Source organism: Bythopirellula sp., from assembly GCF_041737835.1.
GTDB lineage: Bacteria > Planctomycetota > Planctomycetia > Pirellulales > Lacipirellulaceae > Bythopirellula.
Map to the genome: position 1 here is coordinate 97,111 of NZ_JBGSQY010000057.1, position 14,667 is coordinate 111,777.

Here is a 14,667-nt window from a genome sequence, read left to right on the forward strand (position 1 = left end):
CAGCCAGTGGTTTTCCCTGCTCATGCCCCGGGCTACCGCATGCGGCTACGAACTTAAACATGCATTAATGATGTGGCTGCGGCGGATTTGCAATCCGTTCTTGAATATCGAGCAGCATGAGTGTTTCAATCTCGCAGTCCCGCCCCATTGGAATCCAGAACTTAGAAAGCTTGGTGCGGCTCACGCTTTCATCAAGACGGCTGGGGATTGAACTGTCAAAGCGAAATGACGCCGCGCCAGCCGTAGCATTTTCTGGCCGCGCGAGGTCTTCAAACTCCTTGTAAACAATCGCTTCGACAAGCCAACCCCCTTGTTGTGGCACGACGCGAATCTCGGCCCGCCGGCGGACGCTTTGGAGTGTGCTTTCCACCAAGTTGTATCGGCCTACCGAATCCCTGCGATGTGGCTCAAGCAACGTTCCACCGATCTGTGGGAATGTTTCGATGCGACCTTCCGTCACGACGTTGCCGACCAATTGCACACGATGTTCTTGATCGACGTCGAAGTAATCATCAACCGTGTCGACAATCAACTCCCAGGTGTAATCCTCGTTCGTCACGGGAATGACAATCGACCGCGACACATTGGGATCAGTCGCGGCGGCTTGTTGCACACCTTGCGGCGTTTGAAACAAAGGATTGCCACCACTCCCCGGGGCAACAAATGTTGCACCCCCTGCGGCCACGGTTGGCGATTGCAACGCGGGCGGCTCGTTATGAAACGAGTGGCAACCCACGGCAATCAGCATTGTCAGGATTATTAAGTGATGGCGCATTCACAGACCTTCAGCCCAGCGCTTCGATGTGAGCGCATTAGGGCGGCGAATAATCGCCAAACGATGCCAGCACCGCAAGGGCGATCACGATTGCTAGCAGACTGCCAGGCAACTCAACCAGCTGGTTGCTAAACGACCAATCAATATGTTGCCTCAGCTCCTTTTGCAGCCGCATCTGTAATAAACACTGCAAATACAGGCATTTTTCATAGCGGCACACTTCTTGCGTTTAGGGCCATCCATCTGTTTTCACAACACCTTCAGGAGAAAAATCATGAAGACTCGCGTCGCCAATCGTACAGGCAAAATCAAATATGGCATCCTAGCTTGGTTGATCGGCCTGCCACTCCCTATCGTTCTTATCTTGTTGTTCTATCGCGGTTGCGACTTTTAATTCACCGAGGAAACGATGGCCAACAGCTCCAAGCAAGAAGGCAAATCGAGCAAAAAACAGCAGCGTCCTGCTCAAACCCAATCGCGCCAGCCAGGTCGTCAAACTAAGATGCGGCCCGAACCGGTCACCATCGTGCCCGAGTTGCGTGGCAGCGATAAGCTCGCCGATCGTGTTGCCCTGATCACCGGTGGTGACAGTGGCATCGGTCGCGCGACGGCCGTCCTTTTTGCTTGCGAGGGAGCAAAGGTCGCCATCGTTTATCTCGAAGAACAAACCGATGCCGAGGAAACGCTGCGCCTCGTGGAAGAGGAAGGATCCGAAGGTTTGTTGATCAAAGGCGACATCGGTCGGGAAGCGTTTTGCAAGCAAGCCGTTGAGAAAACGGTTAAGAAATTTGGGCGACTCGATATCCTTGTGAACAATGCCGCCGAGCAGCACCCCCAGAAATCGCTTGAGGACATTACCGAAAAGCAGCTCGATGCCACGTTTCGTACGAATATTTATTCGATGGTGTTTTTGTCGAAAGCCGCCCTGCCGCATCTCAAGAAGCATCAAGGCTCAACGATCATCAACACGACATCGGTCACCGCCTACCGCGGTAGTCCCGGTCTGCTGGACTATTCTGCCACGAAAGGCGCGATTGTCAGCTTTACTCGCTCGCTCTCTGGAATGCTCGCCAAAGAAGGCATTCGCGTGAACGCAGTTGCGCCCGGACCGATTTGGACTCCGCTCATCCCAGCAACGTTCCCCGGTGAAAAAGTGGCCAAGTTCGGCAGCGACACACCACTAGGCCGTGCCGGCGAACCGTGGGAATGCGCCACCTGCTTTTTATTCCTGGCATCCCTCGATTCCCAATACATGACCGGCCAAGTGCTCCACCCAAACGGCGGTGAAATCGTCAACGGCTAGTAATCATCCCCCTCCCCGTACTCGGAGAGGGGCTAGGGGAGGGTCTTCAGCATTTGTTCAAAACACTCTTTCTAGGACCACGCTATGGATAATCAACAAGATTACTCCTTCGATCTCTACCGCATCTTTCTCGGCGAGCATCCCGTCACCTACTTTTTTGAAATCGCTCTACGAGTTTTTCTTGTCTATGCCTTCACGCTCATTTTCCTGCGCTGGAGCGGCAAACGGACCATGGCTGACATCACCTTTTTCGACTTTGCCATTATCATTGCGCTCGGGTCGGCGGTTGGTGATGGCATGATCTTTCACGACGTGCCTCTACTCCATTCATTCGCGGTTGTGGGATTAGTCTTAGGGTTGGAGCGTGCCGTCGCATTGCTGACCGAAACGAACAAGACACTCGAAAAAATTATCGAGAGTGAACCCACTTTGATTGTGGAAAATGGAGTTATTTTGCTCGATAAACTCCACGAAGAAACGCTTTCCCGCGACGAACTCTTCGAAAGCCTACGTGCCGACGGCATCTATCAACTCGGGCAAGTGGCCGTGGCCTATCTCGAACCCTCAGGAAAACTTAGCACGATCAAACGAACTGAAGCCCTACCAGGACTTTCAGTTCTTCCCGACGGCAAACGGCTGTGCGAATCAACTGACGAACCGATTCTTTGTTGTAAAAAATGCAGCTGCCTCGCCAATCAGCAAGAAAAACAATGCGTTCGCTGTGGCGATCACCAGTGGCAACCGGCTACTCTAGCTGATTGCTAGAGTACTCGGATAACGAACTAGCTGTCGAGCTCACAAGCATGAAACATGAGCCAGCGACGAAAAGGCTAATAGCAAATGTTTCTAAATGTTTGAAGAAAAAACAGATGCTTCCTACAAAGAACAACGCATTACCTAATAAACCCAAAACAACAAACCACCATTCATAGCGATCAAAAAATCGTTTTGTTTTTTCATTACTGCGTCGACTACCCGACCGCTCTTCGCGGCCAGCATTAACTCTTTTCCTGACAGAGGTGACGGCCTCAACCATTTCCGTTGACCCTATAGAAAAACGGCGGAGACGACCGCGAATATCGTGTCATTGACCGGAGATCCCATGATCCCGACGTCCCCTCGGACTAGAGAAGATGCGAAAACCTTAGCCTTCATAGGGTTACAACAAACCACGATAACCTGACGCACCTGATCTTCGTGCGGTCGTCTCCGTCGAAAAGCCCCGTTAACTTCCCGAACCACTACCACCGGCTCCACTTCCTGATCCTGTACCTCCAGAACCGCTTCCAGTCCCAGTTCCAGTACCCGTTCCTGTAGCTCCAGTACCTGTTCCGGCACCTGACTGTGTACCAGTCCCAGTTCCCGTCGCATCCCCGGTCGGATTTAGACCTGTTCTAAACCCATGAGATTCTCCAGTACTGAAACCAGGAGAACCCTCTCCATTTGCGGCTGCTGCCTGATTGCGTTGATTATTCAAATAGGTATCAGCTCCAAAATCATAGGGCTGACCAGCCATCTCGTTGTAGGATTGGCGTTGCTGATCATTGAGAATTCCTTGGAATCGCTCATTTGAACGGTTGCGCAACTCATTGAAGCGATTTGTGGCATCATCACGATTGCTCGCATATCCTTCACGTAAACCCTCAATTTCAGAATTCCATTCGTTGTAAAGCTCCTGCAACTGACGGTTCTGCGTATCGTTGAGATTTAACTGACGTTGCAACCGAGGATTTTGAAACGCACCATATCCCTGATACTGCAACTGCAATTGATTGAAACGAGCTTGTTGCTCGGGATTGCGAAAAACATCGCGTGAACTACGCGTGAACTCGTTGTCGAAACGATCGCGGTACTCATTCAACCGCTGCCTACGAGCTTGTTCATCTTGTGCGTTGGTATTGTTGTTCTGGTTGTTGGCTCGCATTTGCCGCCATGTATCGCCATAAGCTCTATTAAGCCGCTCCATCTGGTCATCATCGAGCTTTAATTCGTTTCGCAAGTTTTCAGCTTCAAACCAGGGGGATTCGTCATCAGGATAGTAACCCCCGCCAGCTCTCGCACTACTCCCTGTTTCAGCATTAAGTTGACTCCCTTGTTCCGAAGGAACGTCAGCCTTAATATTGGTTTCCACTTTAGCTGGCTGGGCAAAAGCAGGGAGGGCAACGCATGCCAAAGCACCCACGGTACATATTTTAAGTAAGATTCTCATAACAAGACTCATTTCTAAAAAAGTAGATTGTTGCTGGCACAACGTCTCGGCGAACATGCCCCTGCCAAACGGAATTGCACATTCCATACCAGTGAGAAAAGCGACGACAACGCTGAAACTGGGAGTTAGAAATTGGCACGCGCAATAACACTTGGTCATCATCAAACCGCATCGGTCTGACACCAATCGAGAAGTCCACCAGCAATGCCAGGAATAGGCTGTGCCATTCGCTAAAAAAAGTCAGGCCGGTGATTCTTGCGAATCACCGGCCTGGCGGTTGCAAAGCCGCGGCCAAAGTGGATTGGCTACGCGCTAGTTATCTCATGCGGCCTAATAGCCGGAATCAATCCCCAGACGCATTTTGAGTTCTTCAAATTGGGCAATGTAATCATCGTTGGTCGAGTGCACGTGTTCAGCCTCGGTAATGAACCGCATCTCTTCCCGGCAGTTCAAGCCCGCATCGATCAATGCGCTTTCAAACGGGGTGAGCTTCTTACCGTAAACGATCAATAATTTGTGTTCGTCGAATTGCACTTCCTGAGGCGTGCTGGGATTCAGCACCGCGATCCCTGTGCAGCCGTCGTTCACCAGCATATCTTCATATTCCCACAGAATGCTCTGCAAGATCGGCATGTCGATATGTTCGCGATAAAGATCTTGATTGCCTGATGACGGATAGTGGTGACTGCTCTCCAACACCACGTCGACCACGGGTCCCAGTGGATCCAAGAGTTCCATGAAAGTCTCGAACAAACTTTCCCGGGATGCCGAGGCCATCACGACCGGCACGTCTTGTTTCGACGACTCATCGCGGTACGTATCATGGCGAAAACCGGCGGAAGGAACCACTTCCAAGCCATAGGAAGGCCGCACCGCTTCAGTGAGCATAAAGCTACCGTAGCGGCTTACTTTCATGTGCGCTTCAAGCTCGTCCTCGCGCAATGTTTCGAAGCTGCTCGTGCCTTGTGCGACAAGGTCTTCGTGGAAGACGTTACGAAAAAATTTCTTTAGGAAGCCCATCGGCGAACTCTTTGCTGGTCAGGCAGTCAATTGATGTAGGTAAGTTGCAAGGAAAGTTGCCAGGAGCGTGTTCCACACATAACTTTGCGTGGTCGAGGGGGTCTCACTCGTCGGTTTCCGCGGCAGCTTTCCGAGCGCCGCTGGATACTCAAATCTAGGTCACTCTGGCGGTTGGTTTCCCCTACAAGGCACGATTTTTTCCCGGGAATCCAAGCCCGTTACAACCGCCACAATCCGTCGTTGGCACTCGTTTTCGCCCGGTGGTTGCCCTCGTGGGCTCTCTTCGGGCGAGATAGCTAAACGTAGCTCAACACAATTCGATATTCGCCTTGGAGGCAAAAATTTGTGCTCCCGTTTGCGGACATTCGCACGTGGTCTCAGGCAACCAACGACACTTTCGCTCCAACCCCACCGTCAGGTTGATTCACAGGAACGCACGACCAGAACACGTTGCCCGTAGGCAACACTTTTATGCGTCAGCGCACAAAAAAACGCCTAGGGATTGCAATCCCTAGGCGTTTGTCGTTGGTACATTTTCAGGCACTACTTACGCAGGCTGAAGTTCACGCTTCCGATCGGCGATAATATCGGTTTGGATATTACCTGGCACCGGTGCGTACTTGCTCAATTCCATCGTGAAGGTTCCCTGCCCTTGGGTTTGGCTCCGCAGATCGGTTGAATAACCAAACGTCTCGGCCAGCGGCACTTCGGCGATGATCTTCGTAATCTTGTTAGCCGTGTCGGTCGACACCACCATGCCACGCTTGCTGGAAATCTGCCCGACGACCGGGCCTTGGAAGGCCTCAGGGCATTCGATTTCAACGAGCATGATCGGCTCCAGCAAAACTGGCTTCATACGTTGGAAGTTCTCGCGGAAGCACTCCTGCGCGGTGAGCATGAACGCCATATCCGACGAGTCGACGTCGTGGTACGAACCATCGTTGACTTCTACCGTGAGACCCACCACCGGATAACCGGCCAAGGGCCCCTTGGTCAACATTTGACGGAAGCCTTTTTCGATCGCTGGAATGAAGTTCTTGGGGATCTTGCCGCCAGTGATTTTATCGACAAATAACAATTCGCTGCCAGCGGCTTCTTCGCGATCCTCGGCAGACATCGGCCGTAGTTCGCCCTTGATGTGACCGTATTGACCCGAACCACCGGTTTGCTTTTTGCGCTTGTGATCGTACGCGTAGGGTACGGTGCCACTCTCGCGATAGCTGACCTTGGGAGCACCCACTTCGACCTCGACACCGTATTCGCGTTTGATCCGTTCGACGTAAATCTCAAGATGCAACTCGCCCATGCCGGCGATGACGGTCTCACCCGTCTCTTCGTCGGTGGCCACTTGGAACGTGGGGTCTTCCTTGCGGAAGCGCTGCAGGGCCTTGCCCAACTTGTCGGCATTGTCGCGTGAAAGCGGATTGATCGACATCTTGATCACCGGTGCCGCCACAAACATGCTTTCGAGCGTGCAGTAGCTCGCTGTCGAGCAGTAGGTATCACCGCTCGCGCAATCGAGGCCCATAATGGCCACGATATCGCCCGCCTCGGCCTTGTCGATTTCTTCACGCTTGTCGCTGTGCATCTTGACGATGCGGCTAAAGCGTTCTTTCTTGCCAGTGCGCTGATTGAAGTACGCTTCACCCTTGGCAATCGAACCCTGATAAATACGTGTGTAGGTTAACTGGCCATATTCGTCGTCGACGATCTTGAACGCCATTCCCACGAACGGATCTTTGGGATCGCTAGTCAGTGGAACCTTCTTGCCCTCTTCTTTGGGGTCGAGAGCATAAAACTCGCGATCGAGTGGCGAAGGCAGGTAGCGGTTGACCGCGTCCAAAAGCGGCTGGACCGCCTTGTTTTTGAAGGCCGAACCCATGTAAACGGGAGTGAAACCTTGGTTGATCGTCGCATTGCGGATGATCTTATGGATCAACGGCATCGGGACTTCTTCCTCGGAAAGCAAAAGCTCCATCAACTCATCGCTGTACATCGACAACGATTCAAGCAGATGATGACGACCGGCTTTGGCTTCTTCGAGCAACTCGGCAGGGATTTCCTCTTCCCGGACGGTTTCGCCGTTGGAACCGTCGTTGTAGATCGCCTTCATGGTCAACAGGTCGATCACGCCCTTGAAGTTTTCTTCCTTGCCAATGGGAAGCTGCATCGCCACGGCATCGGCGCCGAGCTTTTCGCGGACTTGCTTCACCACCGAAATCGGATTAGCACCCGTGCGGTCCATTTTGTTGATGTAGGCCAAGCGGGGCACGTTGTAGCGCTTCATCTGACGGTCGACCGTCATCGATTGCGATTGTACGCCGCTGACCGAACAAAGCACCAACACCGCACCGTCGAGGACGCGCAAGCTGCGCTCCACCTCGACCGTGAAGTCGACGTGACCCGGGGTATCGATCAAATTGATCGTGTTGCCCTGCCATTGAACTGTCGTGGCCGCGCTGGTGATGGTAATGCCACGCTCTTTTTCGAGCTCCATGTGGTCCATGGTCGCACCGTCACCACCGCCGCGAACGTCTTCAATTTTGTGAATACGCCCAGCGTAGTACAAAATGCGCTCGCTCAGGGTCGTTTTGCCCGAGTCAATGTGCGCTGAAATACCAATGTTTCGAACTTTACGCAGATCCATATATCAACCTCAACAAACCCTTCATCACTCAACAAATGTATCGACGCCGTCGTGTATCGCACACGCGGTGGTAGCTAACTGGGGATTGCCGGAAGGCGAATCGCTTTCCCGGCGATGCAGAATTACCGTCGGTGTGACTTCCTGTCACCCTGTCGCAAGGCGGGGTAAACTGGTATTGTGCCTTCGCTGGCCGCTGATAGCTAGTGCAAATGCGATTTCCTCCGGGAAAACCGCCTTGAATGACCAATGGACATTCCACATTCAATTCGCACCAGCGTAGGCAGCGGGCCGATTTCCGCAAATAGCGATTTCTATTCTACGCGCCGTTTGCAAACTTGCGTATGAAGATTTCGTGCGCCACGTCGTCCGAGCCGATACCTCCGCGGCCAATAAGTGCTTTTCCTGCCATTAGATACGCAATATGACCGATTCATCCTCGCCGAATGCTGGCATGGCCACAGACACGGACTCCAACGAGCCACGCCCCGTTGCCGCCGAGCTGCCCGAGGGTTGGCTCTCGCGTTATCCGTGGGCCACGTTCATCTTGCCGATGGCCGCGTTCATGCTGCTTGGAAGCTTTGAGCCCACTCCGCCGCGGAATTTCAAACCCAACGACGCCGAGAACATCGCCGAGCTACGTACCCAGCTTGAACGGGCCGAAGCCTTGGAATCCACCAGCTCAGGTCTCCTCCCCAAGTTCTCCTACCAAGATTATCCGTGGATTTACACGGCCAAGCTCGCCCTCGTGATTCTCACGATGATCGCCGTCTGGCCCGGCTATCGCACATTCCCCTGGCGAGTGAGCTTCCTGAGCATCGTCGTCGGCGTCGTGGGGGTCGTTCTGTGGATTGTCCTCTGCCACATTCGTCTCGAACCAAAAATCATCGGCCCCATCGATCGCACACTCGGAGCCGTTCGCAACGTGTTGCCAGGGATCGATCACCCTGATCCCCCCACGATCGGCCTGATGGCGATGCTGGGAACCGGCGAACGCAGTGCCTACAATCCCTTTGTTTACCTGGCTGACCAACCGGGGCTGGCTTGGGCGTTCCTGGTGATTCGATTCATCGGGCTTGCGCTCGTCGTGCCGATCATCGAAGAATTTTTCCTCCGCGGCTTTCTGATGCGCTTCGTCGTGCATGAACAGTGGTGGCAAGTTCCCTTCGGCACCGCGACCCGCGCGGCACTGATCACCGGCACGGCGGTCCCCATGCTGATGCACCCCAGCGAACTGTTGGCCGCGTTCGTCTGGTTCAGCTTGGTCAGTTGGTTGATGGTCCGCACCAAGAATATTTGGGACTGCGTCGTCGCCCACGGCGTGACGAACTTTTTGCTCGGCGTGTACGTCGTGACGTTCGATCAATGGCAACTCATGTAACTTCTTATATAACCCGGTCGTCCCGGCCGGGCCTGATACAAAATGTCCGAAATCACCACCCCCGACAGCTCCCTCGTCCCGCCACGGTTCCTCTTCCGCTTTGCGGTCGAAGTTCACCGTTGCGAGCCGATCTGGACCGCGCAAGGCATCACACTCGACGAAAAGTACCGCCTTCCGCTGCTCGCCCAGCTCGATAGTGAGCGGCAGATCGCCGACGTCCGCATGGCCTGGAGTCCGCAAGGCTTGGCTTGGTGGGTCAAAGTCGAGGGCAAGGCCCAGCTCCCCTGGTGCCGTGATTCGCGTCTTGAAGACAGCGATGGCCTGCAAATTTGGGTCGACACCCGCGCAACGACCAACATCCACCGCGCGAGTCAGTTCTGCCACCGCTTTGCGTATTTGCCTCGTGGTGGCGGACATTCCGCCGAAGAGCCCGTGGCCGACCAATTGTTGATCAATCGCGCACGCGAAAATGCCCGTCCCATCCGGCCACGCGAATTGCAGGCAAAGGCCAAGGTCACCAAGAACGGCTACGAACTTTCCTGTTTAGCCACGGCAATGTCGCTCTACGGCTACGATCCTGAAGGCTCACCGAAGTTGGGATTCACCTACGCCCTGCTCGACCGCGAACAAGGCTTGCAAACCTTTTCGCTGGGCACGGGATTTCCCTACGAAGAAGATCCCAGCTGCTGGGCCGAGATTCTGTTAGTACCCTAAGGCGAGCGGGAGGCGTAAGCCTCGCGCATGTATTGCGCTGTGATTGTGCTCCGCTATGCAGGGGACTGACGTCCCCCGCTCGCCTATTTGCCGCAGTAGTCGATGATCTTCGCGATTTCGCTCTTCATGTCGGCCCGCTCGACGATGCGGTCGATGTAGCCGTGGGCGAGCAAAAATTCGCTCGTTTGAAATCCCTTAGGAAGTTCGATGCGAATTGTGGCTTTGATCGTCCGCGGACCGGCGAAGCCAATCAGCGCCTTGGGCTCGGCAAAGATAACATCGCCCAGTGAGGCAAAACTCGCGGCCACGCCACCCATCGTCGGGTTGGTCAGCACCGAAATAAACAGCCCTTGAGCTTCGTCGTAGCGAGCCAGCGCGGCCGAGACTTTCGCCATCTGCATCAGCGAAAAAATTCCTTCGTGCATCCGGGCGCCACCACCAGAACCGCTAATGATGATCAGCGGCAGACGCTGCTCGGTCGCACGTTCGATCAGCCGGGTGAGTTTCTCGCCCACAACAGAACCCATGCTCCCCATGATGAACGCAGAATCGGTGACGCCAAACGCCACGCGGCGGGCGCGAATCATCCCCGTGCCTGTCAGCACGGCATCCTTCAAGCCCGTCCGAGCTTGCTCGGCCACAATCCGTTCGCTGTACTTTTTCTTGTCTTCAAAGCCCAGCGGATCGGTGGGCGAGAGATTCGCATCCCATTCCTCGAACGTACCGTCGTCGAGCACGCTCTTGATGCGGTCGCGAGCGCTCAAATACATGTGGAAGCCGCATTCGGGGCAGACGTTGAATATCCGCTCGAATTCCTTGCGGAAGATCATCGCTCCGCAATCTTCGCAGCTCAGCCAAAGCCCGCTCGGCACGCCGCGCTTTTCCCGGGTGGGTTTGGCTTCGTCGTCCCGCATCGGTTTCGCTTGCTCGCTCGTAATATCGGTCTGGCTGGATGCCATGGGCTTGTTCGGGATCGTGATCATAAGCAGGAGAGTTCAGAAAACGTCCGCCTCTAGTATATCAGCGGAGAAACATGCCAGCCATGCCGCGTTATTTCGCCATCGCTTGCGGTGGAAAGGGGTCGAAAAACGCCCAAGCCTCAGGTTTCCAAACGCGGGGCAAGCTCCGCAGCCAAATAGGCCTCGCCATTTGTCCCGGCGTGCCCATTGGTCTCGACATGTCCGTTGGTGTGGGCCACACCGTTCACATCGGCCGAACCATTGAGGACGACCGTCTGCTCAGCGCCGTGCGAGAGCAATTCCCACGCAGGCCGCGACTTGCAGCAAGTGGTCCAGAGATTCCCGAGGTCGTCTTCTCGCACCAAATTGCACAGCAAACTCGCCAAAGGCTCGGCCAGTACCAAGGCCACGGTTCCCGACTTGTGCTTCTTGGAAAGCTTATCAATCGCACCCTGCAGGCGCTCCTGCGCCGCGGCGACGGGTTCCCCTTCGGGGGGGCACACCGTCTCAGGATGTTCGATCCACTGCTTGTAAACCTTGGGCTGCTTCTGCTTCACGTCTTCGATCAGCATGCCCTGCCACAAACCGAGATCCAGGTTATACAGGTCTTTGTTGGTTTTGACTTTTTGTTGCAGGCTTACCGAGACCAATTCGGCCGTTTGCTGGCTGGCTTGATCGGGCGCGGAATATATCGCTTCGACTTCGTGCTGATGCAATTCTTCAGCAAGCGCGGCGACTTTCTGCCAGCCTTCTTCACTCAATGGCAAATCAAGCGTGCCTTGGATGCGGTGCTGGCAATCATAGTCTGTCTTACCGGCACGAATTAACAAAATGTTGTTCATAGATGCGAAGTGCGTTTCAATCGCGACTCCTCTAGGGGTCTCAAGTTCGCTGGGCCAACTGCCTCAGCGTCGTCATGCTTGTCGCGTAGTCGGGTGTTTTGAAAATCCCCGATCCCACGACAAACATCTCCGCTCCCGCGGCAGCAGCCATAGCTATTGTGTCATCATTAATTCCGCCATCGACTTCGATCATTGCTTTGTCGTGAAGCAACTCTCGCAACTGACGTACCTTATCCATCACGCTCGCCGTGAACTTTTGCCCGCCGTAGCCAGGCATCACCGTCATCGCGAGCACATAGTCGCACGCATCAAGAAATGGCTCCACCGCCGAAACCGGCGTGGGAGGATTGAACGCCAAACCGGCTGCCCCCCCTGCCGCGCGAATCGCTTCCAAAATGGGTCGCGGATTATCAGTCGCCTCAGCATGAATCGAAACGAGCGTGGCCCCCGCTTCCACGAATTGCACTGCGTAGCGTTCCGGATTGGAAATCATCAGATGCACGTCCAGCGCAAGTGGAGTGAGCTTGCGACACGCTTCCACGATCGTGAAACCATACGTGATGTTCGGAACGAAGTGGCCATCCATGATGTCGAGATGCAAAACTCTTGCACCTGCTTCTTCCACCGCGCGGATCTCGCGTTCCAAATGTCCAAAGTCGCAGAGCAACATCGACGGCAAAATAACCGGCGAGTCGGCACGCAGTTCGGCGAACTTGGAACCTTGGGACATAATGGAAGATTGACAAAGAGCTGTGCACATGGAAGACGAGCCACCGGCTCGACGGGAATTCGCAAGGAATGATATTCGCGAGTCTTAGCCTGTAACGCTAGAGAGGATAGGTAGGGCCTCATTATTTCATCGTGATCGCAACGGGGCAAAATTCTAGCAGTCCTGTGGACCACCGCTAGGGTGTGGACTCGGAGAACGCCGTTAAGCGTTGTCCCACAATCACTTGCGACCTGCTCAATTATCGTCCAGGTCTTCGCTTCTCGGCAATTCCGCTGGAGACTTGATGTTGAGCAGCTGATTGAAGCGATCCGTCGTGCGGTAAACCGGTTTCGGTGCCTCGCCTACTCTTTCGAGTTGCAACAGTCCCCGGCGAATCAATTGATTCAGCAGCGCATCGCTCCGCGAACCTCGCGCGCGAGTGACTTCTTCGGCATTTACTGGTTGCCGATAGGCTACCACTGACAACACTTCGATCGCTTGCGGCGTGAGTTTCACCTGCTTGCTGCGCCCACTCAATCGTTGCCGCACGATTTCGTGTTCGGACCGAAGCTGCATCTGGTAACCGGCCCCTTCCCCGACGATGTGATAGCAGCAGCCATTCTGCTCATAGATTTCATTCAACTCGGTCACCAGCGCATCGACTTCCTGCGGCGAGACATCGCGTATATGCGCGGCCATGGACCGATTCGTGAGCGGCTTACCATCGGCCAGCCCCACAAACAGCATTCCTTCAATGATCATTCTCGGTGAAAGAATTTGCCGATCGTTGGCCAGCGTCGTGGTTTGTACTTCATCATGCGACCTTGTGACTTCCGCTGCAGTTGGTTCCGGCGTTTCCACGGTCCCCGTCAAACGAGCGAACGCGGCCGAGAGCCGGTGAAGCGAAAACCGCCCGCCGCCTGCATTAGCTTCCGAATTATTTGGTACTTGAGCCACGCGCGGATCATACGCCGCACGTTTCTCCAATCACAAGAGCGCTCCCAAACAATTGCTAGCTGCTAGCCCCCTAGTAATCTCAACACTGGCTGATCTCGACAAATACCCAAACACGAACTAGATACCGCAATCTCCCAGATCATTCGAACGACAAGCACTTTCCATGACTAACTATCTCTTTGCGCTAGCTGTTGCTCCCGTGCCACGTCCCGAGGCTGAAGCCTATGCCAAGCTCCATGCGGAGACCTTACGTTTAGTGCGTTCTCTCAACTTTAGCCAACTCGACCAACAACATTGGGTGCACCTAGGAGAATATTACGGCCTGCGAGCAATGTTCGTCATCGTGCTGATGATCCTGGCCTGGACGCTTTCCAGTTGGACATCCTCGATCGTGCAGAAGGCCCTGACGAGAATCAAGTTCGATCAAACACTCACCCTGTTTCTCGCACGGCTCGTTCGCTGGGGCATCTTATTTCTCACGGCGCTGACGTGTCTTAGTTACTTCGGCATCGAAACCACAAGTTTCGCCGCCCTGATCGGTGCCGCGGGCTTGGCCATCGGCCTCGCGTTTCAAGGAACACTTTCCAACTTCGCCGCCGGGGCGATGCTACTCATCTTCCGTCCCTACAAAGTGGGCGACACGATCACCAGCGGCAACTACCAAGGCACGGTCGCGGAGATCGCCCTGTTCACTACCGAGGTCGATACTTTTGATGGTCGGCGCGTCATTATTCCGAACAGCTCGATCAACGGCTCGGTCATCGAAAACGTCACCTACCATCGCCTGCGGCGAGTCGATGTCCCTGTGGGTGTCTCCTACGACGCCGACCTCGACACCACGCGGCGGGCTCTGGAACGGGCTCTCGCACAAGTTCCCCAAGCCGTTCGTGATCCGGCCCCGGATGTCGTGCTCGTGGGCCTCGGCGATTCAGCCGTCAATTGGACCGCCCGAGTCTGGGCCACCCAAAAAGACAATTCCCCGGCCAAGCAGGCCCTCATCCGTGCCGTAAAAATGGAACTCGACCAAGCCGGCATCGGCATTCCGTTCCCCCAACTGGACGTACACCTCGTCCAAACCGACAAACAGCCGCTCGCGGCTTAGCGATAACCAGTAGCTTGTCGGACTGCACAATCGGCGGTAGCCTAAACCGCTG

The 14,667-nt window shown here is 54.6% G+C and carries 14 protein-coding genes; 5 read left to right on the plus strand and 9 right to left on the minus strand.

The genetic code is table 11. The features are described 5' to 3' along the window. Positions 1-64 precede the first annotated feature (64 nt). Complete coding sequence (locus AC6T8Q_RS17940; protein ID WP_500680388.1) at positions 65-775, minus strand: hypothetical protein; 711 nt, start codon at positions 773-775, stop codon at positions 65-67. A gap of 409 nt (positions 776-1,184) precedes the next feature. Between AC6T8Q_RS17940 and AC6T8Q_RS17945 the strand changes: the two genes are divergently transcribed. Both AC6T8Q_RS17945 and AC6T8Q_RS17950 read left to right on the plus strand, forming a co-directional pair. Beyond that, positions 1,185-2,078: an SDR family oxidoreductase gene (locus tag AC6T8Q_RS17945; RefSeq protein ID WP_500680389.1), complete on the plus strand. Its 894-nt coding sequence runs from the start codon at positions 1,185-1,187 to the stop codon at positions 2,076-2,078. 84 nt (positions 2,079-2,162) lie between these two features. Further along, on the plus strand, positions 2,163-2,843 hold the full coding sequence (locus AC6T8Q_RS17950) for a DUF421 domain-containing protein (RefSeq protein WP_500680390.1): 681 nt from the start codon (positions 2,163-2,165) through the stop codon (positions 2,841-2,843). Here the strand turns inward: AC6T8Q_RS17950 and AC6T8Q_RS17955 are convergent. From AC6T8Q_RS17955 to fusA, 4 genes are all read right to left on the minus strand, one after another. Next, the gene (locus AC6T8Q_RS17955) at positions 2,824-3,114 is read right to left on the minus strand and encodes a YrhK family protein (protein ID WP_500680391.1); all 291 of its coding nucleotides are present in this window, start codon (positions 3,112-3,114) and stop codon (positions 2,824-2,826) included. The genes AC6T8Q_RS17950 and AC6T8Q_RS17955 overlap by 20 nt on opposite strands. Positions 3,115-3,303: 189 nt before the next feature. Next, complete coding sequence (locus AC6T8Q_RS17960; RefSeq protein WP_500680392.1) at positions 3,304-4,344, minus strand: hypothetical protein; 1,041 nt, start codon at positions 4,342-4,344, stop codon at positions 3,304-3,306. Positions 4,345-4,617: 273 nt separating this feature from the next. Continuing rightward, the gene (locus tag AC6T8Q_RS17965) at positions 4,618-5,307 is read right to left on the minus strand and encodes a hypothetical protein (RefSeq protein WP_500680393.1); all 690 of its coding nucleotides are present in this window, start codon (positions 5,305-5,307) and stop codon (positions 4,618-4,620) included. Positions 5,308-5,854: 547 nt separating this feature from the next. Then, the gene (gene fusA, locus AC6T8Q_RS17970; protein WP_500680394.1) at positions 5,855-7,954 is read right to left on the minus strand and encodes an elongation factor G; all 2,100 of its coding nucleotides are present in this window, start codon (positions 7,952-7,954) and stop codon (positions 5,855-5,857) included. Positions 7,955-8,375: 421 nt separating this feature from the next. Here fusA and AC6T8Q_RS17975 point away from each other — a divergent pair, with 421 nt between their 5' ends. Next, on the plus strand, positions 8,376-9,332 hold the full coding sequence (locus tag AC6T8Q_RS17975) for a CAAX prenyl protease-related protein (protein WP_500680395.1): 957 nt from the start codon (positions 8,376-8,378) through the stop codon (positions 9,330-9,332). 42 nt (positions 9,333-9,374) lie between these two features. Next, on the plus strand, positions 9,375-10,046 hold the full coding sequence (locus tag AC6T8Q_RS17980) for a DOMON domain-containing protein (RefSeq protein WP_500680396.1): 672 nt from the start codon (positions 9,375-9,377) through the stop codon (positions 10,044-10,046). Positions 10,047-10,129: 83 nt separating this feature from the next. On the opposite strand, the gene accD is transcribed toward AC6T8Q_RS17980, so the two are convergent. The 4 genes from accD to scpB form a co-directional block, all read right to left on the minus strand. Next, on the minus strand, positions 10,130-10,960 hold the full coding sequence (gene accD / locus AC6T8Q_RS17985; protein WP_500680428.1) for an acetyl-CoA carboxylase, carboxyltransferase subunit beta: 831 nt from the start codon (positions 10,958-10,960) through the stop codon (positions 10,130-10,132). A gap of 185 nt (positions 10,961-11,145) precedes the next feature. Then, positions 11,146-11,847 (minus strand): histidine phosphatase family protein, encoded by a 702-nt coding sequence (locus tag AC6T8Q_RS17990; protein WP_500680397.1) that lies wholly within the window; start codon positions 11,845-11,847, stop codon positions 11,146-11,148. 40 nt (positions 11,848-11,887) lie between these two features. Further along, positions 11,888-12,577: a ribulose-phosphate 3-epimerase gene (gene rpe / locus AC6T8Q_RS17995; RefSeq protein WP_500680398.1), complete on the minus strand. Its 690-nt coding sequence runs from the start codon at positions 12,575-12,577 to the stop codon at positions 11,888-11,890. 234 nt (positions 12,578-12,811) lie between these two features. Further along, positions 12,812-13,513: an SMC-Scp complex subunit ScpB gene (gene scpB, locus AC6T8Q_RS18000; protein ID WP_500680399.1), complete on the minus strand. Its 702-nt coding sequence runs from the start codon at positions 13,511-13,513 to the stop codon at positions 12,812-12,814. Positions 13,514-13,676: 163 nt separating this feature from the next. Here scpB and AC6T8Q_RS18005 point away from each other — a divergent pair, with 163 nt between their 5' ends. Next, a complete protein-coding gene (locus tag AC6T8Q_RS18005; RefSeq protein WP_500680400.1) occupies positions 13,677-14,615 on the plus strand; it encodes a mechanosensitive ion channel family protein in 939 nt (312 codons plus the stop codon). Positions 14,616-14,667 lie beyond the last annotated feature (52 nt).

Bases quoted from the DNA above. Each gene is read 5' to 3' on its own strand.
- AC6T8Q_RS17940 (WP_500680388.1), bottom strand. From the start codon at position 775: ATGCGCCATCACTTAATAATCCTGACAATGCTGATTGCCGTGGGTTGC.
- AC6T8Q_RS17945 (WP_500680389.1), top strand. From the start codon at position 1,185: ATGGCCAACAGCTCCAAGCAAGAAGGCAAATCGAGCAAAAAACAGCAG.
- AC6T8Q_RS17950 (WP_500680390.1), top strand. From the start codon at position 2,163: ATGGATAATCAACAAGATTACTCCTTCGATCTCTACCGCATCTTTCTC.
- AC6T8Q_RS17955 (WP_500680391.1), bottom strand. From the start codon at position 3,114: ATGGTTGAGGCCGTCACCTCTGTCAGGAAAAGAGTTAATGCTGGCCGC.
- AC6T8Q_RS17960 (WP_500680392.1), bottom strand. From the start codon at position 4,344: ATGTTCGCCGAGACGTTGTGCCAGCAACAATCTACTTTTTTAGAAATG.
- AC6T8Q_RS17965 (WP_500680393.1), bottom strand. From the start codon at position 5,307: ATGGGCTTCCTAAAGAAATTTTTTCGTAACGTCTTCCACGAAGACCTT.
- fusA (WP_500680394.1), bottom strand. From the start codon at position 7,954: ATGGATCTGCGTAAAGTTCGAAACATTGGTATTTCAGCGCACATTGAC.
- AC6T8Q_RS17975 (WP_500680395.1), top strand. From the start codon at position 8,376: ATGACCGATTCATCCTCGCCGAATGCTGGCATGGCCACAGACACGGAC.
- AC6T8Q_RS17980 (WP_500680396.1), top strand. From the start codon at position 9,375: ATGTCCGAAATCACCACCCCCGACAGCTCCCTCGTCCCGCCACGGTTC.
- accD (WP_500680428.1), bottom strand. From the start codon at position 10,960: ATGCGGGACGACGAAGCCAAACCCACCCGGGAAAAGCGCGGCGTGCCG.
- AC6T8Q_RS17990 (WP_500680397.1), bottom strand. From the start codon at position 11,847: ATGAACAACATTTTGTTAATTCGTGCCGGTAAGACAGACTATGATTGC.
- rpe (WP_500680398.1), bottom strand. From the start codon at position 12,577: ATGTCCCAAGGTTCCAAGTTCGCCGAACTGCGTGCCGACTCGCCGGTT.
- AC6T8Q_RS18005 (WP_500680400.1), top strand. From the start codon at position 13,677: ATGACTAACTATCTCTTTGCGCTAGCTGTTGCTCCCGTGCCACGTCCC.